Source organism: Pseudomonas sp. LPB4.O, from assembly GCF_038383825.1.
In the GTDB taxonomy this organism is placed as follows: Bacteria; Pseudomonadota; Gammaproteobacteria; order Pseudomonadales; family Pseudomonadaceae; genus Aquipseudomonas; species Aquipseudomonas putida.
Window position 1 is genome coordinate 685,001 of record NZ_CP151298.1, and the last position, 24,490, is coordinate 709,490.

The 24,490-nt window shown below is 61.0% G+C and carries 21 protein-coding genes and 2 rRNA genes (1 of these 23 only partly in view); 19 read left to right on the forward strand and 4 right to left on the reverse strand.

Going from position 1 to position 24,490, the window contains the following annotated elements:
• The 5 genes from MRBLPB4O_RS03040 to MRBLPB4O_RS03060 all read left to right on the forward strand — a co-directional run.
• A 23S ribosomal RNA gene (locus tag MRBLPB4O_RS03040) occupies window positions 1-2,540 on the forward strand (it extends 353 nt beyond the left edge of the window).
• 140 nt (window positions 2,541-2,680) lie between these two features.
• Window positions 2,681-2,796 (forward strand): 5S ribosomal RNA (gene rrf, locus MRBLPB4O_RS03045).
• Between the two features lie 254 nt (window positions 2,797-3,050).
• Window positions 3,051-3,710 carry a paraquat-inducible protein A gene (locus MRBLPB4O_RS03050; RefSeq protein ID WP_049277607.1) on the forward strand — a complete coding sequence of 220 codons (660 nt, stop codon included), beginning with the start codon at window positions 3,051-3,053 and terminating at the stop codon, window positions 3,708-3,710.
• On the forward strand, window positions 3,697-4,320 hold the full coding sequence (locus tag MRBLPB4O_RS03055; protein WP_016501601.1) for a paraquat-inducible protein A: 624 nt from the start codon (window positions 3,697-3,699) through the stop codon (window positions 4,318-4,320). The genes MRBLPB4O_RS03050 and MRBLPB4O_RS03055 overlap by 14 nt, the downstream gene beginning before the upstream one ends.
• The gene (locus MRBLPB4O_RS03060) at window positions 4,313-6,613 is read left to right on the forward strand and encodes an MlaD family protein (RefSeq protein WP_341797486.1); all 2,301 of its coding nucleotides are present in this window, start codon (window positions 4,313-4,315) and stop codon (window positions 6,611-6,613) included. The genes MRBLPB4O_RS03055 and MRBLPB4O_RS03060 overlap by 8 nt, the downstream gene beginning before the upstream one ends.
• Before the next feature lie 250 nt (window positions 6,614-6,863).
• Here MRBLPB4O_RS03060 and rpsT read toward each other — a convergent pair whose 3' ends face one another.
• Entirely contained in the window at window positions 6,864-7,142 is a 279-nt protein-coding gene (gene rpsT, locus MRBLPB4O_RS03065) for a 30S ribosomal protein S20 (protein ID WP_003247625.1), read from the reverse strand.
• 250 nt (window positions 7,143-7,392) lie between these two features.
• On the opposite strand from rpsT, the gene murJ reads away from it, so the two are divergent.
• The 6 genes from murJ (at window position 7,393) to ispH (ending at window position 14,728) form a co-directional block, all read left to right on the forward strand.
• Window positions 7,393-8,931 (forward strand): murein biosynthesis integral membrane protein MurJ, encoded by a 1,539-nt coding sequence (gene murJ, locus MRBLPB4O_RS03070; protein WP_049277614.1) that lies wholly within the window; start codon window positions 7,393-7,395, stop codon window positions 8,929-8,931.
• A gap of 118 nt (window positions 8,932-9,049) precedes the next feature.
• Window positions 9,050-10,000: a bifunctional riboflavin kinase/FAD synthetase gene (ribF, locus tag MRBLPB4O_RS03075; RefSeq protein WP_016501598.1), complete on the forward strand. Its 951-nt coding sequence runs from the start codon at window positions 9,050-9,052 to the stop codon at window positions 9,998-10,000.
• Window positions 9,997-12,828 carry an isoleucine--tRNA ligase gene (gene ileS / locus MRBLPB4O_RS03080; protein WP_341797487.1) on the forward strand — a complete coding sequence of 944 codons (2,832 nt, stop codon included), beginning with the start codon at window positions 9,997-9,999 and terminating at the stop codon, window positions 12,826-12,828. The genes ribF and ileS overlap by 4 nt, the downstream gene beginning before the upstream one ends.
• Window positions 12,821-13,336, forward strand: a complete 516-nt coding sequence (gene lspA, locus MRBLPB4O_RS03085; protein WP_016501596.1) for a signal peptidase II — start codon at window positions 12,821-12,823, stop codon at window positions 13,334-13,336. The genes ileS and lspA overlap by 8 nt, the downstream gene beginning before the upstream one ends.
• A complete protein-coding gene (fkpB, locus tag MRBLPB4O_RS03090; protein WP_016501595.1) occupies window positions 13,329-13,766 on the forward strand; it encodes an FKBP-type peptidyl-prolyl cis-trans isomerase in 438 nt (145 codons plus the stop codon). Before lspA ends, fkpB begins: the two co-directional genes overlap by 8 nt.
• A gap of 14 nt (window positions 13,767-13,780) precedes the next feature.
• Window positions 13,781-14,728: a 4-hydroxy-3-methylbut-2-enyl diphosphate reductase gene (gene ispH / locus MRBLPB4O_RS03095; RefSeq protein ID WP_341797488.1), complete on the forward strand. Its 948-nt coding sequence runs from the start codon at window positions 13,781-13,783 to the stop codon at window positions 14,726-14,728.
• 126 nt (window positions 14,729-14,854) lie between these two features.
• Here the strand turns inward: ispH and MRBLPB4O_RS03100 are convergent, their stop codons facing one another.
• Window positions 14,855-15,346, reverse strand: a complete 492-nt coding sequence (locus MRBLPB4O_RS03100) for a GspH/FimT family pseudopilin (RefSeq protein WP_341797489.1) — start codon at window positions 15,344-15,346, stop codon at window positions 14,855-14,857.
• Between the two features lie 109 nt (window positions 15,347-15,455).
• Between MRBLPB4O_RS03100 and MRBLPB4O_RS03105 the strand changes: the two genes are divergently transcribed.
• The 5 genes from MRBLPB4O_RS03105 to thiO are packed head-to-tail and all read left to right on the forward strand — an operon-like array spanning window position 15,456 to window position 18,283.
• The gene (locus tag MRBLPB4O_RS03105; protein WP_016501592.1) at window positions 15,456-15,635 is read left to right on the forward strand and encodes a prepilin-type N-terminal cleavage/methylation domain-containing protein; all 180 of its coding nucleotides are present in this window, start codon (window positions 15,456-15,458) and stop codon (window positions 15,633-15,635) included.
• Window positions 15,632-16,279 carry a prepilin-type N-terminal cleavage/methylation domain-containing protein gene (locus MRBLPB4O_RS03110; RefSeq protein ID WP_341797490.1) on the forward strand — a complete coding sequence of 216 codons (648 nt, stop codon included), beginning with the start codon at window positions 15,632-15,634 and terminating at the stop codon, window positions 16,277-16,279. The genes MRBLPB4O_RS03105 and MRBLPB4O_RS03110 overlap by 4 nt, the downstream gene beginning before the upstream one ends.
• Window positions 16,276-16,740: a PilX N-terminal domain-containing pilus assembly protein gene (locus MRBLPB4O_RS03115; RefSeq protein WP_341797491.1), complete on the forward strand. Its 465-nt coding sequence runs from the start codon at window positions 16,276-16,278 to the stop codon at window positions 16,738-16,740. The genes MRBLPB4O_RS03110 and MRBLPB4O_RS03115 overlap by 4 nt, the downstream gene beginning before the upstream one ends.
• A 1-nt stretch (window position 16,741) precedes the next feature.
• A complete protein-coding gene (locus MRBLPB4O_RS03120) occupies window positions 16,742-17,131 on the forward strand; it encodes a type IV pilin protein (protein ID WP_341797492.1) in 390 nt (129 codons plus the stop codon).
• A gap of 54 nt (window positions 17,132-17,185) precedes the next feature.
• Entirely contained in the window at window positions 17,186-18,283 is a 1,098-nt protein-coding gene (thiO, locus tag MRBLPB4O_RS03125) for a glycine oxidase ThiO (RefSeq protein ID WP_341797493.1), read from the forward strand.
• Between the two features lie 85 nt (window positions 18,284-18,368).
• Here the strand turns inward: thiO and MRBLPB4O_RS03130 are convergent, their stop codons facing one another.
• Window positions 18,369-18,599, reverse strand: a complete 231-nt coding sequence (locus MRBLPB4O_RS03130; protein ID WP_016501587.1) for a PP0621 family protein — start codon at window positions 18,597-18,599, stop codon at window positions 18,369-18,371.
• A gap of 94 nt (window positions 18,600-18,693) precedes the next feature.
• Complete coding sequence (locus MRBLPB4O_RS03135; protein ID WP_049273319.1) at window positions 18,694-19,713, reverse strand: outer membrane protein assembly factor BamD; 1,020 nt, start codon at window positions 19,711-19,713, stop codon at window positions 18,694-18,696.
• 147 nt (window positions 19,714-19,860) lie between these two features.
• Here MRBLPB4O_RS03135 and rluD point away from each other — a divergent pair, with 147 nt between their 5' ends.
• The 3 genes from rluD (at window position 19,861) to clpB (ending at window position 24,312) form a co-directional block, all read left to right on the forward strand.
• Window positions 19,861-20,823 carry a 23S rRNA pseudouridine(1911/1915/1917) synthase RluD gene (gene rluD / locus MRBLPB4O_RS03140; protein ID WP_041168125.1) on the forward strand — a complete coding sequence of 321 codons (963 nt, stop codon included), beginning with the start codon at window positions 19,861-19,863 and terminating at the stop codon, window positions 20,821-20,823.
• A complete protein-coding gene (gene pgeF, locus MRBLPB4O_RS03145; RefSeq protein ID WP_341797494.1) occupies window positions 20,820-21,560 on the forward strand; it encodes a peptidoglycan editing factor PgeF in 741 nt (246 codons plus the stop codon). The genes rluD and pgeF overlap by 4 nt, the downstream gene beginning before the upstream one ends.
• Window positions 21,561-21,747: 187 nt before the next feature.
• Window positions 21,748-24,312, forward strand: coding sequence for an ATP-dependent chaperone ClpB (gene clpB / locus MRBLPB4O_RS03150; protein ID WP_016501583.1), 2,565 nt, complete (start codon window positions 21,748-21,750; stop codon window positions 24,310-24,312).
• Window positions 24,313-24,490 lie beyond the last annotated feature (178 nt).

Genomic DNA, 24,490 nt, shown 5'->3' on the forward strand with positions numbered 1-24,490 from the left:
TGAAATCGAGTAGGACGGAGCACGAGAAACTTTGTCTGAATATGGGGGGACCATCCTCCAAGGCTAAATACTACTGACTGACCGATAGTGAACTAGTACCGTGAGGGAAAGGCGAAAAGAACCCCGGAGAGGGGAGTGAAATAGATCCTGAAACCGTATGCGTACAAGCAGTGGGAGCCTACTTTGTTAGGTGACTGCGTACCTTTTGTATAATGGGTCAGCGACTTATATTCAGTGGCGAGCTTAACCGAATAGGGGAGGCGTAGCGAAAGCGAGTCTTAATAGGGCGTTTAGTCGCTGGGTATAGACCCGAAACCGGGCGATCTATCCATGGGCAGGTTGAAGGTTAGGTAACACTGACTGGAGGACCGAACCGACTACCGTTGAAAAGTTAGCGGATGACCTGTGGATCGGAGTGAAAGGCTAATCAAGCTCGGAGATAGCTGGTTCTCCTCGAAAGCTATTTAGGTAGCGCCTCATGTATCACTGTAGGGGGTAGAGCACTGTTTCGGCTAGGGGGTCATCCCGACTTACCAAACCGATGCAAACTCCGAATACCTACAAGTGCCGAGCATGGGAGACACACGGCGGGTGCTAACGTCCGTCGTGAAAAGGGAAACAACCCAGACCGTCAGCTAAGGTCCCAAAGTCATGGTTAAGTGGGAAACGATGTGGGAAGGCTTAGACAGCTAGGAGGTTGGCTTAGAAGCAGCCACCCTTTAAAGAAAGCGTAATAGCTCACTAGTCGAGTCGGCCTGCGCGGAAGATGTAACGGGGCTCAAACCATGCACCGAAGCTACGGGTATCACCTTTTGGTGATGCGGTAGAGGAGCGTTCTGTAAGCCTGTGAAGGTGAGTTGAGAAGCTTGCTGGAGGTATCAGAAGTGCGAATGCTGACATGAGTAACGACAATGCGAGTGAAAAACTCGCACGCCGAAAGACCAAGGTTTCCTGCGCAACGTTAATCGACGCAGGGTTAGTCGGTCCCTAAGGCGAGGCTGAAAAGCGTAGTCGATGGAAAACAGGTTAATATTCCTGTACTTCCAGTTATTGCGATGGAGGGACGGAGAAGGTTAGGCCAGCCTGGCGTTGGTTGTCCAGGTTTAAGGTGGTAGGCTGGAATCTTAGGCAAATCCGGGATTTCAAGGCCGAGAGCTGATGACGAGTTGCCATTAGGCGACGAAGTGGTTGATACCATGCTTCCAAGAAAAGCTCCTAAGCTTCAGATAACTGGGAACCGTACCCCAAACCGACACAGGTGGTTAGGTAGAGAATACCAAGGCGCTTGAGAGAACTCGGGTGAAGGAACTAGGCAAAATGGCACCGTAACTTCGGGAGAAGGTGCGCCGGCGAGGGTCAAGGACTTGCTCCGTAAGCCCATGCCGGTCGAAGATACCAGGCCGCTGCGACTGTTTATTAAAAACACAGCACTCTGCAAACACGAAAGTGGACGTATAGGGTGTGACGCCTGCCCGGTGCCGGAAGGTTAATTGATGGGGTTAGCGCAAGCGAAGCTCTTGATCGAAGCCCCGGTAAACGGCGGCCGTAACTATAACGGTCCTAAGGTAGCGAAATTCCTTGTCGGGTAAGTTCCGACCTGCACGAATGGCGTAACGATGGCGGCGCTGTCTCCACCCGAGACTCAGTGAAATTGAAATCGCTGTGAAGATGCAGTGTATCCGCGGCTAGACGGAAAGACCCCGTGAACCTTTACTATAGCTTTGCACTGGACTTTGAATTTGCTTGTGTAGGATAGGTGGGAGGCTTTGAAGTGGGGACGCCAGTTCTCATGGAGCCATCCTTGAAATACCACCCTGGCAACTTTGAGGTTCTAACTCAGGTCCGTTATCCGGATCGAGGACAGTGTATGGTGGGTAGTTTGACTGGGGCGGTCTCCTCCCAAAGAGTAACGGAGGAGTACGAAGGTGCGCTCAGACCGGTCGGAAATCGGTCGTAGAGTATAAAGGCAAAAGCGCGCTTGACTGCGAGACACACACGTCGAGCAGGTACGAAAGTAGGTCTTAGTGATCCGGTGGTTCTGTATGGAAGGGCCATCGCTCAACGGATAAAAGGTACTCCGGGGATAACAGGCTGATACCGCCCAAGAGTTCATATCGACGGCGGTGTTTGGCACCTCGATGTCGGCTCATCACATCCTGGGGCTGAAGCCGGTCCCAAGGGTATGGCTGTTCGCCATTTAAAGTGGTACGCGAGCTGGGTTTAGAACGTCGTGAGACAGTTCGGTCCCTATCTGCCGTGGACGTTTGAGATTTGAGAGGGGCTGCTCCTAGTACGAGAGGACCGGAGTGGACGAACCTCTGGTGTTCCGGTTGTCACGCCAGTGGCATTGCCGGGTAGCTATGTTCGGAAGAGATAACCGCTGAAAGCATCTAAGCGGGAAACTTGCCTCAAGATGAGATCTCACTGGGATCTTGAATCCCCTAAAGGGCCGTCGAAGACTACGACGTTGATAGGTTGGGTGTGTAAGCGCTGTGAGGCGTTGAGCTAACCAATACTAATTGCCCGTGAGGCTTGACCATATAACACCCAAGCAATTTGAGCCTAAGACGCCAAATTGTGGTGGTGAAGATGACACGAACCGAAAGTTCGCAACAACCCACAAATATCGCATATCCGGATTCGCTGGGCTGTCCATCTGGACATTCTGGCTACAGAATTTCTTGACGACCATAGAGCATTGGAACCACCTGATCCCATCCCGAACTCAGTAGTGAAACGATGCATCGCCGATGGTAGTGTGGGGTTTCCCCATGTGAGAGTAGGTCATCGTCAAGATTCATTTCGCAAAACCCCTATCTGCGCATGCAGGTAGGGGTTTTGTCTTTGCAGCGCAAATACCCCAGTCCTGCCCGACTCCCTGTAGGAGCAGCCTTGTGCTGCGAAGAGGCCGGTAAGGCTAAAGATTATCTTCGACTGCAATGGCCTCTTCGCAGCACAAGGCTGCTCCTACAGGGATCTGTGGTAAGTCGCCTCCCACAATTCGAGCCAGAACACTAGAATAGGCCCACGCACCTATCCAGAAGCGCTATATGCCCAATCCTGTCGAACCCGAAGCCCTGGCCCAATTGCCGTTGGACGAGCTTGTCGCCTGCCACGAATGCGACCTGCTGCTGCGCAAGCCTGTGCTGCAGCGCGATGAAAAAGCCGAATGCCCCCGCTGCGGCTACGAGCTCTATGCCCACCGGCACAATGTAGTCAACCGCAGCCTGGCCCTGGTGCTGACCGCGCTGTTGCTGTTCGTACCTGCCAATTTTCTACCGATCATGCAACTGCACCTGCTTGGCCAGACCTCGGACGATACTGTCTGGAGCGGCGTACTGGGCCTGTACAATTCGCAGATGCGCGGTGTGGCGGTAGTCGTGTTCCTGTGCAGCATGGCCATCCCTCTGGCAAAACTGCTTTGCCAGCTGGCGGTATTGCTGAGTATCCGCTTGAACGTGGGGCGCAACTTCGGCCTGCTGTTCTACCGCATCTATCACCACTTGCGTGACTGGGGCATGCTCGAGGTCTATTTCATGGGTGTGCTGGTGGCTATCGTCAAGCTGGTGGACCTGGCAGAACTGACCGTGGGCCTGGGGCTGTTCTGCTTCATCAGCCTGTTATTGGTCCAGGTATGGCTGGAGGTGGTGATGTCGCCGCACCAGATCTGGAGTGCGCTATCGGGGGAGGACCTGCATGCGGGCGATTGATGCAGGCATTGTTGTCTGCAATGAATGTCATGAACTGAACCGGCAAGTGCCAGATGGCACTTCGCAGACCTGCACACGTTGCGGCGCCATTGTGCATGCCCGCCGCCCGAACAGTATCGTACGTACCTGGGCTCTGCTGATTGCCGCGTCGATCCTGTACATCCCGGCCAACCTGCTGCCGATCATGACCGTGAGTACACTCGGCCAGGGCAGCCCCGACACGATCATGTCCGGCGTCATCACCCTGCTCAAGCACGGCATGGTGCCGATTGCCGCGGTGGTGTTCATTGCCAGTATCCTGGTGCCCACCTTCAAGCTCGTGGGCATCGGCTTGCTGTTGTACTCCGTTCAGCGTCACCAGCCGCTTTCAGCGCGGCAACGGATATTGATGTACCGCTTCATCGAATTCATTGGGCGCTGGTCCATGCTCGATATCTTCGTCATCGCCATCCTGGTGGCAGTGGTGAATTTCGGCCGAATAGCCAGTGTCGAAGCCAATCTGGGCGCTGTCGCCTTTGCAACTGTGGTGATCCTGACAATGCTTGCCGCTTTAACTTTCGATCCCCGACTGATTTGGGATAACACGGAGTCGGATGACGACCATGAGTGATCTGCCAACGGCTAAAACCCGGCCAGCCTCGAACTGGTCGGCCATCTGGATCCTGCCTTTGATCGCCCTGATGATCGGTGGCTGGCTCGCGTGGCAGGCCTATAGCAAGGCCGGCGTGGAAATTGAAGTCCGCTTCGAGTCGGGTGAAGGTATCGTCGCCAACAAGACCGAAGTCATCTACAAGGGCATGCCGGTAGGCAAAGTGAAGAGCTTGTTGCTCGACGCCAAGGGTGACAACCAAGGTGTGATCGCCACCATCGAGATGAACAAGGACGCCGAACCACACCTGACCAAAGGCACGCGTTTCTGGCTGGTGAAGCCGAGTGTCAGCCTGGCGGGTATTACCGGCCTTGAAACACTGGTGTCGGGTAACTACATTGCCGTCAGCCCGGGGGAGGGTGAGCGTACCAAGCGCTTTACCGCCCTGAAGGTTGCGCCGCCGCTCTCGGATTCGGAGCCTGGCCTGCATCTGACCCTTAAAGCCGACAGGCTGGGTTCGCTCAACCGTGACAGCCCGATCTTCTACAAGCAGATCCAGGTGGGTCGGGTGAAAAGCTATCGCCTGTCCGAGGATCAGAGCACCGTCGAGATCAAGGTGTTCATCGAGCCCGCCTACGCCAGCCTGGTGCGCAAGCACACGCGTTTCTGGAACGCCAGCGGCGTCAGCATCGATGCTTCGCTGTCAGGTGTGAAGGTGCGCAGCGAGTCGCTGTCGAGCATCGTAGCCGGTGGTATTGCCTTTGCCACGCCGGAATACCGCAAGGACAGCCCGGCTACCGACCCTAGCCTACCGTTCCGCCTTTATGAAGACTTCGACGCCGCCCAGGCGGGTATACGGGTCAAGGTGAAGCTGAGCGATTACGAGGGCCTGCAGGCAGGCCGCACGCCGGTCATGTACAAGGGCATTCAAGTGGGCTCGTTGAAAGCCCTGAAGATGGAAGACAACCTGTCCAGCGCATCGGCCGAGCTGACGCTGGACCCGCTCACCGAAGACTATCTGGTCGAGGGCACGCAGTTCTGGGTGGTCAAGCCGTCGATTTCCCTGGCAGGTATCACCGGCCTGGAGGCGCTGGTCAAAGGTAACTACATCGCCATCCGCCCGGGTGAGAAGGGTGAACGGCCCGAGCGTGAGTTCGAGGCCCGCGCCAAGGCGCCGCCGCTCGACCTCAAGGCGCCAGGCCTGCACATGGTGTTGTTCGCCGATACCCTGGGTTCTCTGGAAATCGGCAGCCCGGTGATGTACCGCCAAGTCAAAGTGGGTAGCGTGCAGAGCTACCAGTTTGCTCGTAACAGCAACCGTATCCTGATCGGTGTGCATATCGAGAAGGAATACGAAAAGCTGGTCAACGGCTCGTCGCGCTTCTGGAACGTCAGTGGCATTACCCTGACCGGGGGGCTGTCGGGCATCAAGATCAAGAGTGAATCGCTGCAAACGCTGATGGCCGGCGGTATTGCGTTCGACACGCCACGGCCCGATGTGGCGCTGAAACGCCACATTCCACGCTTCCGTCTGCATGACAGCCAGGAAGCGGTAAACCGCGCGGGTACCTTGATCACCGTCCGTGTAGACCGTGCAGATGGCCTGAAGCCGGGTACGCCAATCCGCTTCCGTGGCCTGGATGTGGGCAGTATCGAGAGCGTCGACCTGACCGATGACTTGCAGGCAGTGCTGCTGCGGGCACGTATCACCGAGGCGGCGGGCCGTATTGCTCGTGCCGGTACGCAGTTCTGGGTGGTCAAGCCAGCCTTGGGCCTGGTACGCACCGAGAACCTCGACACGCTGATTGGCGGGCAGTACCTGGAGGTGCAGCCGGCAGCCAAGGACCGTGGCCCGCAGCGCGACTTCATCGCTTTGGCCGATGCCCCGCAAGTGGCTGGGCCTGAGGTGGGCTTGCCATTGACGCTCAGTGCGCCACGGCGTGGTTCGATCAAGCCCGGTGTGCCAGTGACCTATCGAGAGGTTGCGGTTGGCAAGGTGACGGGTTTCGAGTTGGGCCAGAGCGCTGACCGCGTGCTGATCCATATCCTCATCGAGCCGCGCTATGCAGCCCTGGTCCGTAGTGGCAGCCGCTTCTGGAACAGCAGTGGCTTCGGTTTCGACTGGGGGCTGTTCAAGGGGGCTACCGTGCGTACCGAGTCGGTGGAGACTCTGATCGATGGCGGTATCGCCTTTGCAACGCCGGATGGCGAGCAGATGGGCAACCCGGCGCGGCCGCAGCAGACCTTCGCGTTGTTCGACAAGGCAGAGGATGACTGGCTGCAGTGGGCGCCGAAGATTCAGATAGCCAAGTAATGTAAAAAAAGTAGGGCCGCCAACCGCGGCCCCGCTTTTTTGTGGGAGCGGCCTTGCGTCGCGAAAGGGGCGCGTAGCGGCCCCTCGGTCTTGGCGCAGAAGCTGAGATTGCCGGAGCTGCTCCGCAGCCCTTTCGCGGCGCAAGGCCGCTCCCACAGAGACCGAGTTTCATATGGGGCCGTGCCAGCAAGCATAAATCGCAGGCAACAAAAAACCGACCCTAGGGTCGGTTTTTCGAATAGCGCGTCGCTTAGGCAGCTGCAGCTTCTTTCAGCGCCTTGATGTGGCCATTCAGACGGCCTTTGTGACGAGCAGCTTTGTTCTTGTGGATGATACCTTTGTCGGCCATACGGTCGATTACAGGTACAGCCAGAACGTAAGCGGCTTGCGCTTTTTCGGCGTCTTTTGCGTCAATGGCTTTAACTACATTCTTGATGTAGGTGCGGACCATGGAACGCAGGCTGGCGTTGTGGCTGCGACGCTTCTCAGCCTGTTTTGCACGTTTCTTGGCGGAAGGTGTGTTGGCCACCGTCGAGCTCCTCGAAAGACTTTAGGTAAATAGCAAACAAAATAGGCCGCGAATCATGCCGATCAAGAGATCGATTGTCAAGGCCACCTGCAAGGTTCCGCCGAGCGGTGCGCCAACAAGAGGGAAAGATTCCTTTCTGCTGCGCGACCTGTACACTCGGGAATTTTTGGCTCCCCTGCGAAGGCGCGGGAGTATCGCACATTCGGACGCTGTCTGGCAGCGTCCTCTGCCATTGGCGTGAATCTTTTCGATGAACCTGCTCAAATCCCTGGCCGCAGTAAGCTCGATCACCATGATTTCGCGGGTGCTGGGCTTCGTTCGCGACACCATCCTGGCGCGCATCTTTGGTGCCGGCGTCGCCACCGACGCCTTTTTCATCGCGTTCAAACTGCCCAACCTGTTGCGGCGCATTTTTGCCGAGGGTGCGTTTTCCCAGGCCTTTGTTCCGATCCTGGCCGAATACAAGACCCAGCAGGGCGAGGAGGCGACACGTACCTTCATCGCTTATGTCAGCGGCCTGCTGACCCTGGTCCTCGCCCTGGTGACTGCCATCGGCATCCTCGCGGCGCCGTGGGTGGTGTGGGCAACAGCCCCAGGCTTTGTCGACAACGCAGAAAAATACGAGCTGACCACCTCCCTGTTGCGGGTGACCTTTCCTTATATATTGCTGATCTCGCTGTCTTCCCTGGCCGGTGCGATCCTCAATACCTGGAACCGCTTCTCGGTACCGGCCTTCACCCCGACCCTGTTGAACGTGGCGATGATTGCCTTCGCCGTGCTGCTGACGCCGTACTTCAACCCGCCAATCATGGCCCTGGCCTGGGGCGTGCTGGCGGGTGGCCTGGCGCAGTTGCTGTACCAGCTGCCAGCGTTGAAGAAGATCGGCATGCTCGTACTGCCGCGCCTGAACCTCAAGGACGCGGGTGTGTGGCGGGTACTTAAACAGATGCTGCCGGCGATTCTCGGGGTGTCGGTGAGCCAGATTTCGTTGATCATCAACACCATCTTCGCCTCGTTCCTGGTGGCCGGCTCGGTGTCGTGGATGTATTACGCCGACCGCCTCATGGAGCTGCCTTCAGGCGTACTGGGCGTGGCCCTGGGCACCATCCTGCTGCCCACCCTGGCCAAGACCTACGCCAACAAGGACCGCGAGGAATACTCGCGGATCCTCGACTGGGGCCTGCGCCTATGCTTCCTGCTGGTGCTGCCGTGCACCTTGGCCTTGGCCATCCTTGCCGAGCCGCTGACCGTTGCGCTCTTTCAATATGGCAAGTTCAGTGCGTTTGATGCGGCCATGACACAGCGGGCGCTGATGGCCTATTCGGTAGGTTTGCTGGCGATCATTCTGGTCAAGGTGCTGGCACCCGGCTTCTATGCGCAGCAGAATATCCGCACGCCGGTAAAGATTGCGATTTTCACCCTGGTCTGTACCCAGTTGTTCAACCTCGCCCTGGTCGGCCCGCTTGCACATGCCGGCCTGGCATTGGCAATCAGCCTGGGTGCCTGCCTGAATGCCGGCTTGCTGTTCTGGAAGCTGCGCAGCCAGCAGTTGTTCGAGCCACAGCCAGGCTGGGCAATGTTCCTGCTCAAGCTTGTCTTGGCAGTGGTGCTGATGTCGGCGGTACTGTTGGCCGGCATGCACTACATGCCGGCCTGGGAGCAGGGCATCATGCTTGAGCGCTTCCTGCGGCTTGGGGCGTTGATTGTGGCAGGTGTCGTGACGTATTTCGGCTGCCTGTACCTGTGCGGCTTCCGGCCCCGGCACTTCGCTCGCAAGGCCCTGCACTGAGGCGTCAGGCGGGTCAGGCGTCGGTTTTTCATATTCCACGCCGCCCTTGGGCGCTGCTGCCTGTCACCGGCGCCCGGGTGTGGTTATAATCGGCCACTTTATGAGCAAGAAGCGCGTTATGCAGCTGGTTCGAGGTCTTCACAACCTGCGCCCCGAGCACCGGGGCTGTGTCGCCACCATTGGCAACTTCGACGGGGTTCACCGCGGCCACCAGGCTATCCTGGCGCGCCTGCGCGAGCGTGGTCAGGCCTTGGGCCTGCCGACCTGCGTGGTGATCTTCGAACCGCAACCACGCGAGTACTTCGCCCCCGATACCGCACCGGCGCGCCTGGCCCGCCTGCGCGACAAGGTCGAACTGCTGGCCGCCGAGGGCATCGACCGGGTGCTGTGCCTGGCGTTCAATCAGCGCCTGAGCAAGCTCAGCGCCGATGCCTTCGTCAAAGCCATCCTGGTCGACGGCCTGGGCGTGCGCCACCTCGAAGTGGGTGATGACTTCCGCTTTGGCTGCGACCGCGCCGGCGACTTCGCCTTCCTGATCGAGGCCGGCAAGCAGTACGGCTTCACCGTCGAGGCCGCCAACACGGTAATCCAGGACGGCCTGCGGGTCAGCAGCACCGAAGTGCGCAAGGCCCTGTGCGAAGGTAACTTCGAGCTGGCCGAGCACCTGCTGGGCCGCCCGTACAGCATCACCGGCCGTGTGCTGCATGGCCAGAAGCTGGCCCGCCAGCTCGGCACACCTACCGCCAACATCCAGCTCAAGCGCCGCCGCGTACCGCTGTCCGGGGTCTACCTGGCCAGCATCGAAATCGACGGCAAGGCCTGGCCGGGTGTAGGCAATATTGGCGTGCGTCCCACCGTTGCCGGTGATGGGCGCCCGCACCTGGAGATTCATCTTCTCGATTTTGCCGGCGACCTGTATGGCCGGCGTCTGACGGTGGAGTTCCACCACAAGCTGCGTGAAGAGCAGCGATTCGCCTCCCTGGAGGCGCTGAAGTCGGCGATCGATGCGGATATCGCCGCCGCACGTGCACATTGGCACGCTCAACCGCTAACGAAGAGCCTGAAATGACCGACTACAAAGCCACGCTTAACCTTCCGGACACCGCCTTCCCCATGAAGGCCGGCCTGCCTCAGCGCGAACCGCAGATCCTGCAGCGCTGGGACAGCATTGGCCTGTACCAGAAGCTGCGCGAAATTGGCAAGGATCGTCCCAAGTTCGTCCTGCACGACGGCCCGCCCTATGCCAACGGCAAGATTCACATCGGTCATGCGCTGAACAAGATCCTCAAGGACATGATCGTCCGCTCCAAGACCCTGGCCGGCTACGATGCGCCGTATGTACCGGGTTGGGACTGCCATGGCCTGCCGATCGAGCACAAGGTCGAGGTTACCCACGGCAAGCACCTGTCTGCCGACCGCACCCGCGAGCTGTGCCGCGAGTACGCCGCCGAGCAGATCGAAGGGCAGAAGACCGAGTTCATTCGCCTGGGTGTACTGGGTGACTGGGACAACCCGTACAAGACCATGAACTTCGCCAACGAGGCCGGCGAAATCCGCGCCCTGGCCGAGATGGTCAAGCAAGGCTTCGTGTTCAAGGGCCTCAAGCCTGTGAACTGGTGCTTCGATTGCGGTTCGGCCCTGGCTGAAGCGGAAGTCGAATACGCCGACAAGAAATCCCAGACCATCGACGTGGCCTTCCCGGTTGCCGACGAGGCCAAGCTGGCTGCCGCCTTCGGGTTGGACGCGCTGGCCAAGCCAGCCGCCATCGTGATCTGGACCACCACCGCGTGGACTATCCCCGCCAACCAGGCGCTGAACATCCACCCGGAGTTCAAGTATGCCTTGGTCGATACCGGCGAGCGTCTGCTGGTGCTGGCCGAGGAGCTGGTCGAGTCGTGCCTCAAGCGTTACAACCTGGAAGGCTCGGTCATCGCCACTGCCCAGGGTTCGGCGCTGGAGCTAATCAACTTCCGCCACCCGTTCTACGACCGCCTGTCGCCCGTCTACCTGGCCGACTACGTCGAACTGGGCGCCGGTACCGGTGTGGTTCACTCCGCGCCTGCCTACGGTGAAGACGACTTCGTCACCTGCAAGCGCTACGGCATGGTCAACGACGACATTCTCACCCCGGTGCAGAGCAATGGCGTGTATGTCGAGTCGCTGGAGTTCTTCGGCGGCCAGTTCATCTGGAAGGCCAACCCGGCCATCGTCGAGAAGCTGAGCGAAGCCGGTGCGCTGATGCACACCGAAACCATCAGCCACAGCTACATGCACTGCTGGCGCCACAAGACCCCGCTGATCTACCGCGCAACCGCGCAGTGGTTCGTCGGCATGGACAAGCAGCCAAGCGCTGGCGAGCCGCTGCGTGAGCGCGCCCTCAAAGCCATCGAAGAAACCAAGTTCGTACCGGCCTGGGGCCAGGCGCGCCTGCACTCGATGATCGCCAACCGCCCGGACTGGTGCATCTCGCGTCAGCGCAACTGGGGTGTGCCGATCCCGTTCTTCCTGCACAAGCAGACCGGCGAGCTGCACCCACGTACCGTCGAACTGATGGAAGCGGTGGCCAAGCGCGTTGAACAGGAAGGTATCGAAGCCTGGTTCAAGCTGGATGCCGTCGAACTGCTGGGTGAAGAAGCAGGCCAGTACGACAAGATCACCGATACCCTGGACGTGTGGTTCGACTCCGGCACCACCCACTGGCACGTGCTGCGTGGCTCGCACGATATCGGCCACGCCACCGGCCCGGTCGCCGACCTGTACCTGGAAGGCTCCGACCAGCATCGTGGCTGGTTCCACTCGTCGTTGCTCACCGGTTGCGCCATCGACAACCACGCGCCGTACCGCGAACTGCTGACCCACGGCTTCACCGTGGACGAGAACGGCCGCAAGATGTCCAAGTCGCTGGGTAACACCATCGAGCCGGAGAAGGTCAACAACACCCTGGGTGCCGACATCCTGCGCCTGTGGGTTTCGGCCACTGACTATTCCGGTGAAATGGCGGTTTCCGAGCAGATCCTGCAGCGTAGCGCCGACGCCTACCGCCGTATCCGCAATACCGCCCGCTTCCTGCTGTCCAACCTGTCCGGTTTCGACCCGGCCCGCGACCTGCTGGCCCCGGAAGACATGCTGGCACTGGACCGCTGGGCCGTGGACCGTACCCTGCTGCTGCAACGCGAGCTTGAAGAGCACTACAGCGAGTACCGTTTCTGGAACGTCTACTCCAAGGTGCACAACTTCTGCGTGCAGGAGTTGGGCGGCTTCTACCTCGACATCATCAAGGACCGCCAGTACACCACCGGCGCCAACAGTGTCGCCCGCCGTTCCTGCCAGACCGCGCTGTACCACATCAGCGAAGCGCTGGTGCGCTGGATTGCGCCGATCCTGGCGTTCACCGCTGACGAAATCTGGCAATACCTGCCGGGCGAGCGCAACGAGTCGGTGATGCTCAACGGCTGGTATCAGGGCCTGAGCGAGCTGCCGGAAGGCACCGAGCTGGACCGCGCCTACTGGGACCGCGTAATGGCGGTGAAGGCATCGGTCAACAAGGAGCTGGAAAACCAGCGTACCGCCAAGGTCATCGGCGGCAACCTGCAGGCCGAAGTCACCCTGTATGCCGACGAAGGCCTGAGCGCCGACCTGGGCAAGCTGGGCGACGAGCTGCGCTTCGTGCTGATCACCTCGGCCGCCAGCGTGGTGCCGTTCGTGCAGGCACCGGCGGACGCCGTGGCCACCGAAGTCGAAGGCCTCAAGCTGAAAGTGGTCAAGTCCGGCCATGCCAAGTGCGGCCGTTGCTGGCACTTCCGCGCCGACGTAGGCAGCCACCCGGAGCACCCGGAAATCTGCAGCCGTTGCGTCGATAACCTGACCGGTTCGGGCGAGGTGCGTCACTATGCCTAACCCGGCAGTGGGGCGCTTCGGGCGCCTTGCATGGCTTTGGCTGAGCTTGCTGGTGCTGGTCGTCGACCAGGCCACCAAGCTGTATTTCAACAACGCCCTGACCATGTACCAGCAGATTGTGGTCATCCCTGACTACTTCAGCTGGACCTTGGCCTACAACACCGGCGCCGCTTTCAGCTTCCTCGCTGATGGCGCTGGCTGGCAGCGCTGGCTGTTCGCCCTGATCGCAGTGGTGGTCAGTGCCGTGCTGGTGGTGTGGCTCAAGCGCCTGGGGCGCAACGAAACCTGGCTGGCCGTGGCGCTGGCGCTGGTGCTGGGTGGCGCCATTGGCAACCTGTACGACCGTGTCGTGCTGGGCCATGTGGTCGACTTCATCCTGGTGCACTGGCAAAACCGCCATTACTTCCCGGCCTTCAACGTGGCCGACAGCGCCATCACCGTTGGTGCGGTGATGCTGGCGCTGGATATGTTCAAGAGCAAGAAGTCCGAGGATCCGGTCCATGACTGACACCCGTATCGGCCAGAACACCGAAGTCACCCTGCACTTCGCGCTGCACCTGGAAAACGGCGACACCGTCGACAGCACGTTCGACAAAGCCCCGGCCACCTTCAAGGTTGGCGATGGCAACCTGTTGCCGGGCTTCGAAAACGCGCTGTTCGGCTTCAAGGCCGGTGACAAGCGCACCGTGGTAGTGGCCCCGGAGAACGCCTTCGGCCAGCCCAACCCGCAAAACGTGCAAGTCATGCCGCGGTCCAACTTCGAGGGCATGGAGCTGTCCGACGGGCTGCTGATCATCTTCAACGATGCCGCCAACGCCGAGCTGCCGGGTGTGGTCAAAGCGTTCGATGACGACCAGGTGACCATCGACTTCAATCACCCACTGGCTGGCAAGACCCTGACCTTCGAGGTGGAGATCCTCGAGGTGAAGGCCCTGTAAGCCTGGAGCCGATCATGCAAATCAAACTCGCCAACCCTCGCGGCTTTTGCGCGGGGGTGGACCGGGCGATCGAGATCGTCAACCGCGCGCTGGAAGTCTTCGGCCCGCCGATCTATGTGCGTCACGAAGTGGTGCACAACAAGTTCGTGGTAGAAGACCTGCGCAACCGCGGTGCCATCTTCGTCGAAGAGCTGGACCAGGTGCCGGACGATGTCATCGTCATCTTCAGTGCCCACGGTGTTTCCCAGGCCGTGCGCCAGGAAGCGGCTGGCCGTGGCCTGAAAGTGTTCGATGCCACCTGCCCGCTGGTGACCAAGGTGCACATCGAGGTGGCCAAGTACAGCCGCGACGGCCGTGAGTGCATTCTCATCGGCCACGAAGGGCACCCGGAAGTCGAAGGCACCATGGGCCAGTACGACGCCAGCAACGGTGGTTCCATCTACCTCGTCGAAGACGAAGATGATGTAGCCAGGCTGCAGGTGCGCGACCCTGACCACCTGGCCTTCGTGACCCAGACCACCTTGTCGATGGACGACACCAGCCGCGTCATCGACGCCCTGCGTGCGCGCTTCCCGAACATCGGTGGCCCGCGCAAGGACGACATCTGCTACGCCACCCAGAACCGCCAGGACGCCGTCAAGCAACTGGCGGGCGAGTGCGACGTGGTGCTGGTAGTCGGCAGCCCGAACAGCTCCAACTCAAACCGCCTGCGTGAGCTGGCCGAGCGCATGGGCACCCCGGCCTACCTGATCGACGGTGCCGAGGACATGCAACAGGGCTGGTTCGAACAGGCGGCGCGTATTGGCATCACTGCGGGTGCTTCGGCCCCCGAAGTGCTGGTACGTGGCGTGATCGAACAGCTCAAGGCCTGGGGCGCTACCGGTGCTGAAGAGCTGGACGGGCGTGAAGAGAACATCACCTTCTCGATGCCAAAAGAGCTGCGGGTTCGCTCGCTGATCTGACTGAAGCCTGTACTGGCCTCATCGCCGGCAAGCCAGCTCCTACAGGTACTGCACAAGCCTTGAAGGCAGTGATATCCCTGTGGGAGCTGGCTTGCCGGCGATAGGGCCGGCAAGGTCGGCTCAAGGCTATGTACTTGCACAGCGAGTATTGTTTCGGTCCTCTGCAAGCAATCTGACTCTCCCGGTCGATGCCAGCACCACTTGATATCGGCTGCTGGCAGATGAGCGTTCACACACTTCCAGCGTTGTTCCCAACCAGCTGTTGTTCAGCGCCATTGGAACGCCCAGCGCACTGAACTTGAACTGCTCCCCGCGATTGCTCGTAACCTTGAGCGGCCTCGAAAGCCGCTGCTCGCGCAGCAGCTGCTGGTTATGCTCCAGCACCACCCGCCAACCATTCCCCCAATTACCGTCCAGCGCCTGCACCAGCACCGGCTGGCTTTGCAGCATCGCGTGGCTGCGTGCGCTGCGCAGTGCCTGTGCCAAATCACGCGCCGCGGCTGCCCTGTGTAGGTCGTCGCTCATCCTGGCGTAGGCCGGCATACCGAGCTGTGTCAGCAAGACAGCTATGGCCAAGGCCGACAACATTTGTATCAGTGTTACGCCTCGTTGCTTCACCGTGCATTCCTCCCTGGAAGTGCTTGGCTATAGCTTCACGTTCGCTGGCCAGGCGGTCTAGTCGGCCAGGTTCAGGGCTATTGCAGGAAAAGTCGCAGGAGGTGCAGGGATGCACGCGAGGCAACGGGGCATGACGCTCATGGAAGTGTTGTTGGCGGTCGTGGTTGTGGCCGTGGGCATGTTCGCAACGGCATCAATACAGTTGCAGGCATTGCAGGCTGCGGACAGCGCGCGTCGCGATGGGCAGGCGGCAATGGCGGCGCACAGTGAGCTTGAGAGGCGGCGATGAAGGCCCGTCAGAGCGGGTTCGGTTTACTTGAGGTGGTGATGGCGCTGGCCATCGGGTTGATGCTGCTGGCCGCAGCCAGCCAGCTCTTCGCTTCGGCACACCAGACGTGGCGCCTGCAAAGTACCGCGGTGCGCATGCAGGATGAGGCACGTCAGGCGTTGCTGCGTATGGCTCAGGATATTCGCATGGCCGGAATGTTCGGCTGCCTGCGCCTGCGACCTGACGACTTCAAGAGCTCCACTGCACAGCAGGCCTTCGCCCGTCCTCTGGAGGTGGCACCGTCCATGCTGAGCCTCGTGGTAGCAGAGCTGCCCGGGCAGGCAGGAGCACCTGACTGGTTCTTGCAGACAGACTGCCTTGAAAAGGTATCTGTGGAGGATGGGCAAAGCGCGAGCAAGCCCCACCCACTGGCGTATCCCGTTAGCAAGTACGTCTACCAGCTTAACGGCGATACCCTGAGCTTTAGACGACGAACCAGCTTCCAGCCGCTGGTGGAGAATGTGCGAGAAGTGCATTTCGAGCGTGTGCAAACGCTCCGGGGAGAGCGGGTAGATATCGCACTCACGTTGTACGAGCCCACGCTCAAACTCGAACAGCGCCATGAACTGAGCGTGGCACTGCGCAACCCGGTGCCGGGGCCATGAAGCGTCAACGCGGTGTTGTGCTGCTGTTGGCGTTGGTACTGAGCTTGCTGCTCGGCTTGTTGGCGGCCTCGGCCCTGCGCGAGGCCTTGATGGAGACGCGAATGGCTGGCTACATGCGCGATGGTCTGCTGGCGTTCGAAGAGGCCGAGGCCGCGTTGCAAGCAGGTGAGGGTGAGCTCAAGCGGGCACCTCCCGATCGGTGTACCGCGTGCTTGCCGCCAGCTCGACCGCACGATCTGGCCGGGCAGTGGCAGGGCACACAGAGCGGTTACTTCCATGTACAGAACCTGGGCACGAGCACCTGCGCTGCGCATATGCCGGATGAGCTGCTTGTCACCTTGTTCCGGGTAACGGCCGTCAGCAAGCAAACCCAGTCCCGGCATGTGCTGGAGGCCGTCTACGCCGTGGCCGGCGACACAACCCGGCGCATCACCTGGCGGCAAAGACTCAGGGGAGACTGACATGCAGCAAGGCTTGAGCCTGATCGAGTTGTTGATTGTGCTGGCCGTGACCGGCATTCTGGCAGCCATTGCCTACCCCAGTTACAGCGACCAGCTTCGGCGAGCCGCACGCAGCGAAGTGGTTGGCCTGCTGCATGATGCCGCCCTGCGCCTGGAGCGCCACCGCGTACGCACCGGCCAATATGCCGAGGGTGACCCGGCCTTGCCCGACGGTACCCGCTATTACAGCCTGCAGGCCCAGCGCGACAGCGACACCTTCACGCTGCGCGCCCGGCGGCTGCCCCATGGGCTGATGGCGCAGGATGGCTGTGGCGACTTCCAGCTCGACCAGGCCGGTGTGCAGCGCAACCCCGGTGCCGTTGACGGCAGCGAGCACTGCTGGGGAAGCTGAAGGTTGAATGGTGCCCGGTGCATCGCGGTTTTACTTCAGGTGTTGGATCGACAGATGAGCAAGCAAGTAGTGGTGGTCGGCGGCGGGGTGATCGGCCTGCTGACGGCGTTCAACCTGGCGGCCAAGGTCGGGCAGGTGGTGGTGTGTGATCAGGGCGAAGTCGGCCGTGAGTCGTCGTGGGCCGGGGGCGGCATTGTTTCGCCGCTGTACCCGTGGCGCTACAGCCCGGCAGTCACCGCCCTGGCGCACTGGTCGCAGGACTTTTATCCACAGCTGGGCGAGCGCTTGTTCGCCAGCACCGGCGTCGACCCCGAAGTGCACACCACGGGCTTGTACTGGCTCGACCTGGATGACGAGGCCGAAGCGCTGGCTTGGGCCGAACGTGAGCAGCGGCCGCTCAGTGCCGTGGATATCTCGGCGGCCTACGACGCGGTGCCGGTGCTGGGCCCGGGTTTCAAGCGCGCCATCTACATGGCCGGTGTAGCCAACGTGCGCAACCCGCGCCTGGTGAAATCGCTGAAGGCGGCGCTGCTGGCGTTGCCCAACGTAACCCTGCGAGAGAACTGCCAGATCACCGGCTTTGTTCAGCAGGGCGGGCGCGTGACCGGCGTACAGACCGCTGAAGGCGTGCTGGCGGCGGATGAGGTGGTGCTCAGTGCCGGGGCTTGGAGTGGCGACCTGTTGCGTACCCTTGGCCTTGAACTGCCGGTAGAGCCGGTGAAGGGCCAGATGATCCTGTTCAAGTGCGCCGAGGAATTTTTGCCGAGCATGGTGCTGGCCAAGGGGCGCTATGCGATCCCGCGGCGGGATGGGCACATTCTGGTGGGCAGCACGCTGGAGCATGCCGGGTACGACAAGACCCCGACCGAAGATGCACTGGAAAGCCTTAAGGCATCGGCGGTGGAGTTGCTGCCAGGGCTCGAAGGGGCCACGGTGGTGGGGCACTGGGCCGGGTTGCGGCCGGGCTCGCCCGAGGGTATTCCCTACATCGGGCCGGTGCCAGGGTACGAGGGGTTGTGGCTGAACTGCGGTCACTACCGCAACGGGCTGGTGCTGGCGCCGGCTTCCTGCCAGCTGTTTACCGACTTGCTGACCGGGGCCGAGCCAATCATCGACCCGGCGCCGTATGCACCAGCAGGGCGTCTGGGTTGAGATCGCCGGGGCTACAGAGAGTACACGATGCTTTGTAGGCGCGGCCCTATCGCGAGGCAAGGCCGCTCCTGCAGCGGTTTGGTGTTCAGCCTTGTTGGCCAGGCCCCTGTTGCAGGTGCGCCTGGCTGCAATACCACTCTTTGCCCTGCTGCAGCGCCCGGTCGTTGGGCAGGTGCACGCCGCAATGGGCGCAGCGCACCATCTGCAGGGGCGCATCCAGCTTCGCCTCGGGGTGCGACTGTTGGCTGACTTTGAACTTGCGCCACAGCCAGAACGCGGCGGCGATCAGGGCGATCCAGAAAAGTAGGCGAACCATGGTGTCCAGCTTGTCGATTGAAGAAGCTGACAGTCTAGGGCGCGGCCAATAAAAAAGGGAGGCCCAAGGCCTCCCTTTCATTTACCGCTGTGTGTCAGTCGAACAGACCAAAGGTCATGTAGCTGAACCAGGAACGGTCTTTTTCGGCTGCTTTCGGGCCTTCCGGCACGATCGGATCGCCGTTTTCGTCTTTCGGTAGCAGCTCTTGCGGCATCTCGTCACGCGCGTCCTGGAACTGCTTGACCACGTCCTGGTTGGCGCGGGTTTCGCCCGGCGGCAGCGGCGTATCGGTTTCGATCAGGCCCAGGGTGGCCTTGGACAGCCAGCCGCGCCCGTCAGACTCGGTCTGCTTGGGCTGGAACTCGCCATCGGCCAGGCTCGGGTGGTCCGGGTAGTTGAGCTTGAGGGTTTCCAGGCTGCTGGCGGCCAGTTCGTCCAGGTGCATCTTCTGGTACGACTCGACCATCACCGCCAGGCCGTCGCCGACCGATGGGGTTTCCTGGAAGTTTTCTACCACGTAGCGGCCACGGTTGGCGGCGGCCACATAGGCCTGGCGGCTCAGGTAGTAGTCGGCCACATGAATTTCATACGAGGCCAGCAGGTTGCGCAGGTAGATCATGCGCTGCTTGGCGTCGGGCGAGTAGCGGCTGTTGGGGAAGCGGCTGGTCAGCTGGGCGAACTCGTTGTACGAGTCGCGGGCGGCACCCGGGTCACGCTTGGTCATGTCCAGCGGCAGGAAGCGCGCCAGCAGGCCACGGTCCTGGTCGAACGAGGTCAGGCCTTTGAGGTAGTAGGCGTAGTCGACGTTCGGGTGCTGCGGGTGCAGGCGGATGAAGCGCTCGGCGGCCGACTTGGCAGCCTCGGGCTCGGAGTTCTTGTAGTTGGCGTAGATCAGCTCGAGCTGCGCCTGGTCGGCATAGCGACCGAACGGGTAGCGCGACTCCAGGGCCTTGAGTTTGTTCACGGCGCTGGTGTAGCTGGAGTTGTCCAGGTCAGCTTGCGCCTGCTGGTACAGCTCGGCTTCGCTGAGGTTCTCGTCAATGACCTCTTTATTAGAGGAACAGGCCGCGGTAAGCCCGAGGATGGCGATCAGCAGCAGGTGTTTCACTTGCATGGCGGCTTGCGTCCCTTTGACGGCCGCTGTCTTGGGCGGTGCCGTCCTGTTATGATGAGCGCCCCGGCCAACCCCGGGACAAAAGAAGCCGTATTTAACCACAAGCTCGCAGCCGAAACCAAAGGCTGTGCGCCCGCCGAATCGAGCATGTCCGAGATCATTCAACTTAGCGCAGAGGTACCGTCCGAACTGGGCGGCCAACGCCTCGACCAGGTCGCCGCCCAATTGTTCGCTGAGTACTCGCGTTCGCGGCTTACTTCGTGGATCAAAGAGGGCCGCCTGACGGTCGATGGCGCCGTTGTGCGCCCTCGAGACACCGTCTATGGTGGCTCGCTGCTAGCACTGCAGGCCGAACAAGAGGCCCAGGGCGAGTGGATCCCAGAAGATATCGAACTGGATATCGTCTACGAAGACGACCATATCATGGTAATCAACAAGCCTGCCGGGCTGGTTGTGCACCCGGCTGCCGGTCATGCCAGTGGTACGCTGCTCAATGCGCTGCTGCACCACGTGCCAGACATCGTCAACGTACCGCGCGCCGGCATCGTTCACCGGCTGGATAAAGACACCACCGGCTTGATGGTGGTGGCCAAGACCTTGCAAGCGCAGACCAGGCTGGTCGAGCAGATGCAGGCGCGCAAGGTCAGCCGCATTTATGAATGCATCGTGATCGGCGTGGTAACTTCCGGTGGCAAGATCGATGCCCCGATCGGCCGCCACGGCGGCATGCGCCAGCGCATGGCAGTCACCGACGGCGGCAAGCCGGCGGTCAGCCACTACCGCGTGCTCAAGCGCTTCCGCTCGCACACCCACGTGCGGGTAAAGCTGGAAACCGGCCGCACCCACCAGATTCGTGTGCACATGGCCCACGTTGGCTTCCCGCTGGTCGGTGACCAGACGTACGGTGGGCGCTTCCGCATTCCACCGGCTGCCAGCCCGACCATGGTCGAGGCGGTGAAAACCTTCCCTCGCCAGGCGCTGCATGCGCGCTTCCTGGCGTTGGCTCACCCGATCACCGGTGAAATCATGAAGTGGGAATCGCCACTGCCCGATGACTTCCTCTGGTTGCTGTCGCTGCTGAGCGAAGACCGCGAGAGCTTTATCGGATGAGTGGCCTGACGCAGTCGCTGCTGTTTCCCGACTGGCCGGCCCCGGCCTCGGTTCGCGCCTGTGTCACCACCCGTCAGGGCGGCGTCAGCCTGCCGCCCTACGAAACCTTCAACCTTGGCGACCACGTAGGGGATGACCCTGCTGCCGTTGCCGAGAACCGCCGTCGCCTCAGCGACACGTTCGCCATCCAGCCGGCCTGGCTCAAGCAGGTGCATGGGCTGGTGGTGGCGGATGCCGACCCGGCCGTGGTGGCCGAGGCCGACGCCAGCTGGACCGACCAGCCTGGCATTGCCTGTACGGTGATGACCGCCGATTGCCTGCCTGCGCTGTTCTGCGACCGGGCCGGTACTCGCGTGGCGGCGGCGCATGCGGGCTGGCGCGGGTTGGCGGGCGGCGTGCTGGAAGCCACCTTGGACCGCCTGGCACTGCCACCTGAAGAAGTGCTGGTGTGGTTGGGGCCGGCCATTGGCCCACAGGCTTTCGAAGTGGGGCTGGAAGTGCGTGATGCCTTTACCGCCGTGCACCCGCAAGCCGCTCGGGCATTCGTCGAGGGCGAACGGCCTGGCAAGCTTATGGCGAATATCTACGAGCTGGCGCGCATTCGTCTGGCTGCCCGTGGCGTAACTGCCGTGTATGGCGGCGGCTTGTGCACGGTCAGTGATGCGCGGTTCTTCTCCTATCGCCGTACCCCGCAGGGTGGGCGGTTTGCATCACTGGTGTGGCTGCAACCCCGCTAGCCTGTACTGGCCTCTTCGCGGACTCGCCCGCGAATGGCCTCCGTTAATCCAACAGGTTGACTTCGGTCAACCCCGCTACGCTTGAATCTTCCAGAATCAGCCTTATCTATAAGGTCATCTCAGGCAGGTTTCTTCATAAACAGGCGCTGTCCATCGCTCCGACCTGCCCTTTAAAGGAAGGTACACCATGCGAATAGACCGTTTGACCAGCAAGCTGCAATTAGCGATATCCGATGCTCAATCCCTGGCCGTTGGCATGGACCACCCAGCCATCGAGCCCGTGCACCTGATGCAGGCACTGCTTGAACAGCAGGGCGGTTCGATCAAGCCGCTGCTGATGCAGGTTGGCTTCGACATCAACAGCCTGCGCCAGGCACTAGTGAAAGAGCTCGACCAGCTACCGAAAATCCAGAACCCCACCGGCGACGTGAACATGTCGCAGGACCTGGCACGCCTGCTTAACCAGGCCGACCGCCTCGCCCAGCAGAAGGGCGACCAGTTCATTTCCAGCGAACTGGTGTTGCTGGCTGCCATGGACGAGAACAGCAAGCTCGGCAAGCTGCTGCTGAGCCAGGGCGTGAGCAAGAAAGCCCTGGAAAACGCCATCAACAACCTGCGTGGCGGCGCGGCAGTGAATGATGCCAACGCCGAAGAGTCGCGCCAGGCGCTGGACAAGTACACCGTCGACCTCACCAAGCGTGCCGAAGAAGGCAAGCTGGACCCGGTGATTGGCCGTGACGACGAAATCCGCCGTACCGTGCAGGTGCTGCAACGCCGTACCAAGAACAACCCGGTGTTGATCGGTGAGCCTGGTGTGGGTAAAACCGCCATCGCCGAAGGCCTGGCCCAGCGCATTATCAATGGTGAAGTGCCTGATGGCCTCAAGGGCAAGCGCCTGCTGGCGCTGGACATGGGCGCGCTGATTGCCGGTGCCAAGTACCGCGGCGAGTTCGAAGAGCGCCTCAAATCGCTTTTGAACGAGCTGTCCAAGCAGGAAGGCCAGATCATCCTGTTCATCGATGAACTGCACACCATGGTCGGCGCCGGTAAAGGCGAAGGCGCCATGGACGCCGGCAACATGCTCAAGCCAGCCTTGGCGCGCGGCGAGCTGCACTGCGTCGGCGCCACCACGCTGAACGAGTACCGCCAGTACATCGAGAAGGACGCCGCCTTGGAACGCCGCTTCCAGAAGGTGTTGGTAGAGGAGCCAAGCGAGGAAGACACCATCGCGATTCTGCGTGGCCTGAAAGAGCGCTATGAAGTGCACCACAAGGTGGCCATCACCGACGGTGCCATTATCGCAGCCGCCAAGCTCAGCCACCGCTATATCACTGACCGCCAGCTGCCGGACAAGGCGATTGACCTGATTGACGAAGCGGCCAGCCGCATCCGCATGGAGATCGACTCCAAGCCGGAAGTGCTCGACCGCCTTGATCGCCGCCTGATCCAGTTGAAGGTGGAATCGCAGGCGCTGAAGAAGGAAGAAGACGAAGCGGCGAAAAAACGCCTCGAGAAGCTGACCGAAGAAATCGAGCGGTTGGAGCGTGAATATTCCGACCTGGAAGAAATCTGGGCATCGGAAAAGGCCGAAGTGCAGGGCTCTGCGCAGATCCAGCAAAAGATCGAACAGGCCCGCCAGGAACTGGAAGCCGCCCGCCGCAAAGGTGACCTGAGCCGCATGGCCGAGCTGCAGTACGGGGTAATCCCCGACCTGGAGCGCAGCCTGCAGATGGTCGACCAGCACGGCAAGACCGAAAACCAGTTGCTACGCAACAAGGTGACTGAGGAAGAAATTGCCGAAGTGGTGTCGAAGTGGACCGGCATCCCTGTGTCCAAGATGCTGGAAGGCGAGCGCGAGAAGCTGCTGAAAATGGAAGCGCTGCTGCACCAGCGCGTGATCGGCCAGAACGAGGCGGTGACCGCCGTGGCCAACGCCGTGCGCCGCTCGCGTGCCGGGCTGTCCGACCCGAGCCGGCCAAGCGGTTCGTTCCTGTTCCTCGGCCCCACCGGTGTGGGCAAGACCGAGCTGTGCAAGGCGCTGGCCGAGTTCCTGTTCGACACCGAAGAGGCGATGGTGCGCATCGACATGTCCGAGTTCATGGAGAAACACTCCGTGGCTCGCCTGATCGGTGCACCACCAGGGTATGTAGGGTATGAAGAGGGCGGTTACCTGACCGAGGCCGTACGGCGCAAGCCATACTCGGTGGTGCTGCTGGATGAGGTGGAGAAAGCCCACCCGGATGTGTTCAACGTGCTGCTGCAGGTGCTGGAAGACGGCCGCCTGACCGACAGCCACGGGCGCACCGTGGACTTCCGCAACACGGTGATCGTGATGACCTCCAACCTGGGCTCGGCGCAGATCCAGGAACTGGTAGGCGACCGCGAGGCACAGCGTGCGGCGGTGATGGATGCAGTGGGCGCGCATTTCCGTCCGGAGTTCATCAACCGTATCGACGAAGTGGTGGTGTTCGAGCCACTGGGCCGCGAGCAGATCGCCGGCATTACCGAGATCCAGCTGGGCCGCCTGCGCAGCCGTCTGCTGGAGCGCGAACTGTCGCTGAGCCTGAGCCCGGAGGCCCTGGACAAGCTGATTGCCGTGGGTTACGACCCGGTGTACGGCGCACGGCCGCTGAAGCGGGCTATCCAGCGCTGGATCGAAAACCCGCTGGCGCAGCTGATCTTGGCTGGCCAGTTTGTGCCGGGTACCTCGATTACCGCCACAGTGGAAGGCGACGAAATCGTCTTTGGGTAATGTGTTTCACCATGAGCCCCGCTTTTGCGGGGCTTTTTTTTGCTTTCTCACAGGCGCTGTGGGGCCCCTGTGGCAGCGGGTTTACCCGCGAAGAGGCCGGCACAGCCCAGTAAAATCGGGGCTTTCGGGGAATTCAGGATAACTTGCTGAAATTTTTGAAATTTTTGCTTGCATCAAA

Bases quoted from the DNA above. Each gene is read 5' to 3' on its own strand.
- MRBLPB4O_RS03050 (WP_049277607.1), top strand. From the start codon at position 3,051: ATGCCCAATCCTGTCGAACCCGAAGCCCTGGCCCAATTGCCGTTGGAC.
- MRBLPB4O_RS03055 (WP_016501601.1), top strand. From the start codon at position 3,697: ATGCGGGCGATTGATGCAGGCATTGTTGTCTGCAATGAATGTCATGAA.
- MRBLPB4O_RS03060 (WP_341797486.1), top strand. From the start codon at position 4,313: ATGAGTGATCTGCCAACGGCTAAAACCCGGCCAGCCTCGAACTGGTCG.
- murJ (WP_049277614.1), top strand. From the start codon at position 7,393: ATGAACCTGCTCAAATCCCTGGCCGCAGTAAGCTCGATCACCATGATT.
- ribF (WP_016501598.1), top strand. From the start codon at position 9,050: ATGCAGCTGGTTCGAGGTCTTCACAACCTGCGCCCCGAGCACCGGGGC.
- ileS (WP_341797487.1), top strand. From the start codon at position 9,997: ATGACCGACTACAAAGCCACGCTTAACCTTCCGGACACCGCCTTCCCC.
- lspA (WP_016501596.1), top strand. From the start codon at position 12,821: ATGCCTAACCCGGCAGTGGGGCGCTTCGGGCGCCTTGCATGGCTTTGG.
- fkpB (WP_016501595.1), top strand. From the start codon at position 13,329: ATGACTGACACCCGTATCGGCCAGAACACCGAAGTCACCCTGCACTTC.
- ispH (WP_341797488.1), top strand. From the start codon at position 13,781: ATGCAAATCAAACTCGCCAACCCTCGCGGCTTTTGCGCGGGGGTGGAC.
- MRBLPB4O_RS03105 (WP_016501592.1), top strand. From the start codon at position 15,456: ATGCACGCGAGGCAACGGGGCATGACGCTCATGGAAGTGTTGTTGGCG.
- MRBLPB4O_RS03110 (WP_341797490.1), top strand. From the start codon at position 15,632: ATGAAGGCCCGTCAGAGCGGGTTCGGTTTACTTGAGGTGGTGATGGCG.
- MRBLPB4O_RS03115 (WP_341797491.1), top strand. From the start codon at position 16,276: ATGAAGCGTCAACGCGGTGTTGTGCTGCTGTTGGCGTTGGTACTGAGC.
- MRBLPB4O_RS03120 (WP_341797492.1), top strand. From the start codon at position 16,742: ATGCAGCAAGGCTTGAGCCTGATCGAGTTGTTGATTGTGCTGGCCGTG.
- thiO (WP_341797493.1), top strand. From the start codon at position 17,186: ATGAGCAAGCAAGTAGTGGTGGTCGGCGGCGGGGTGATCGGCCTGCTG.
- MRBLPB4O_RS03130 (WP_016501587.1), bottom strand. From the start codon at position 18,599: ATGGTTCGCCTACTTTTCTGGATCGCCCTGATCGCCGCCGCGTTCTGG.
- MRBLPB4O_RS03135 (WP_049273319.1), bottom strand. From the start codon at position 19,713: ATGCAAGTGAAACACCTGCTGCTGATCGCCATCCTCGGGCTTACCGCG.
- rluD (WP_041168125.1), top strand. From the start codon at position 19,861: ATGTCCGAGATCATTCAACTTAGCGCAGAGGTACCGTCCGAACTGGGC.
- pgeF (WP_341797494.1), top strand. From the start codon at position 20,820: ATGAGTGGCCTGACGCAGTCGCTGCTGTTTCCCGACTGGCCGGCCCCG.
- clpB (WP_016501583.1), top strand. From the start codon at position 21,748: ATGCGAATAGACCGTTTGACCAGCAAGCTGCAATTAGCGATATCCGAT.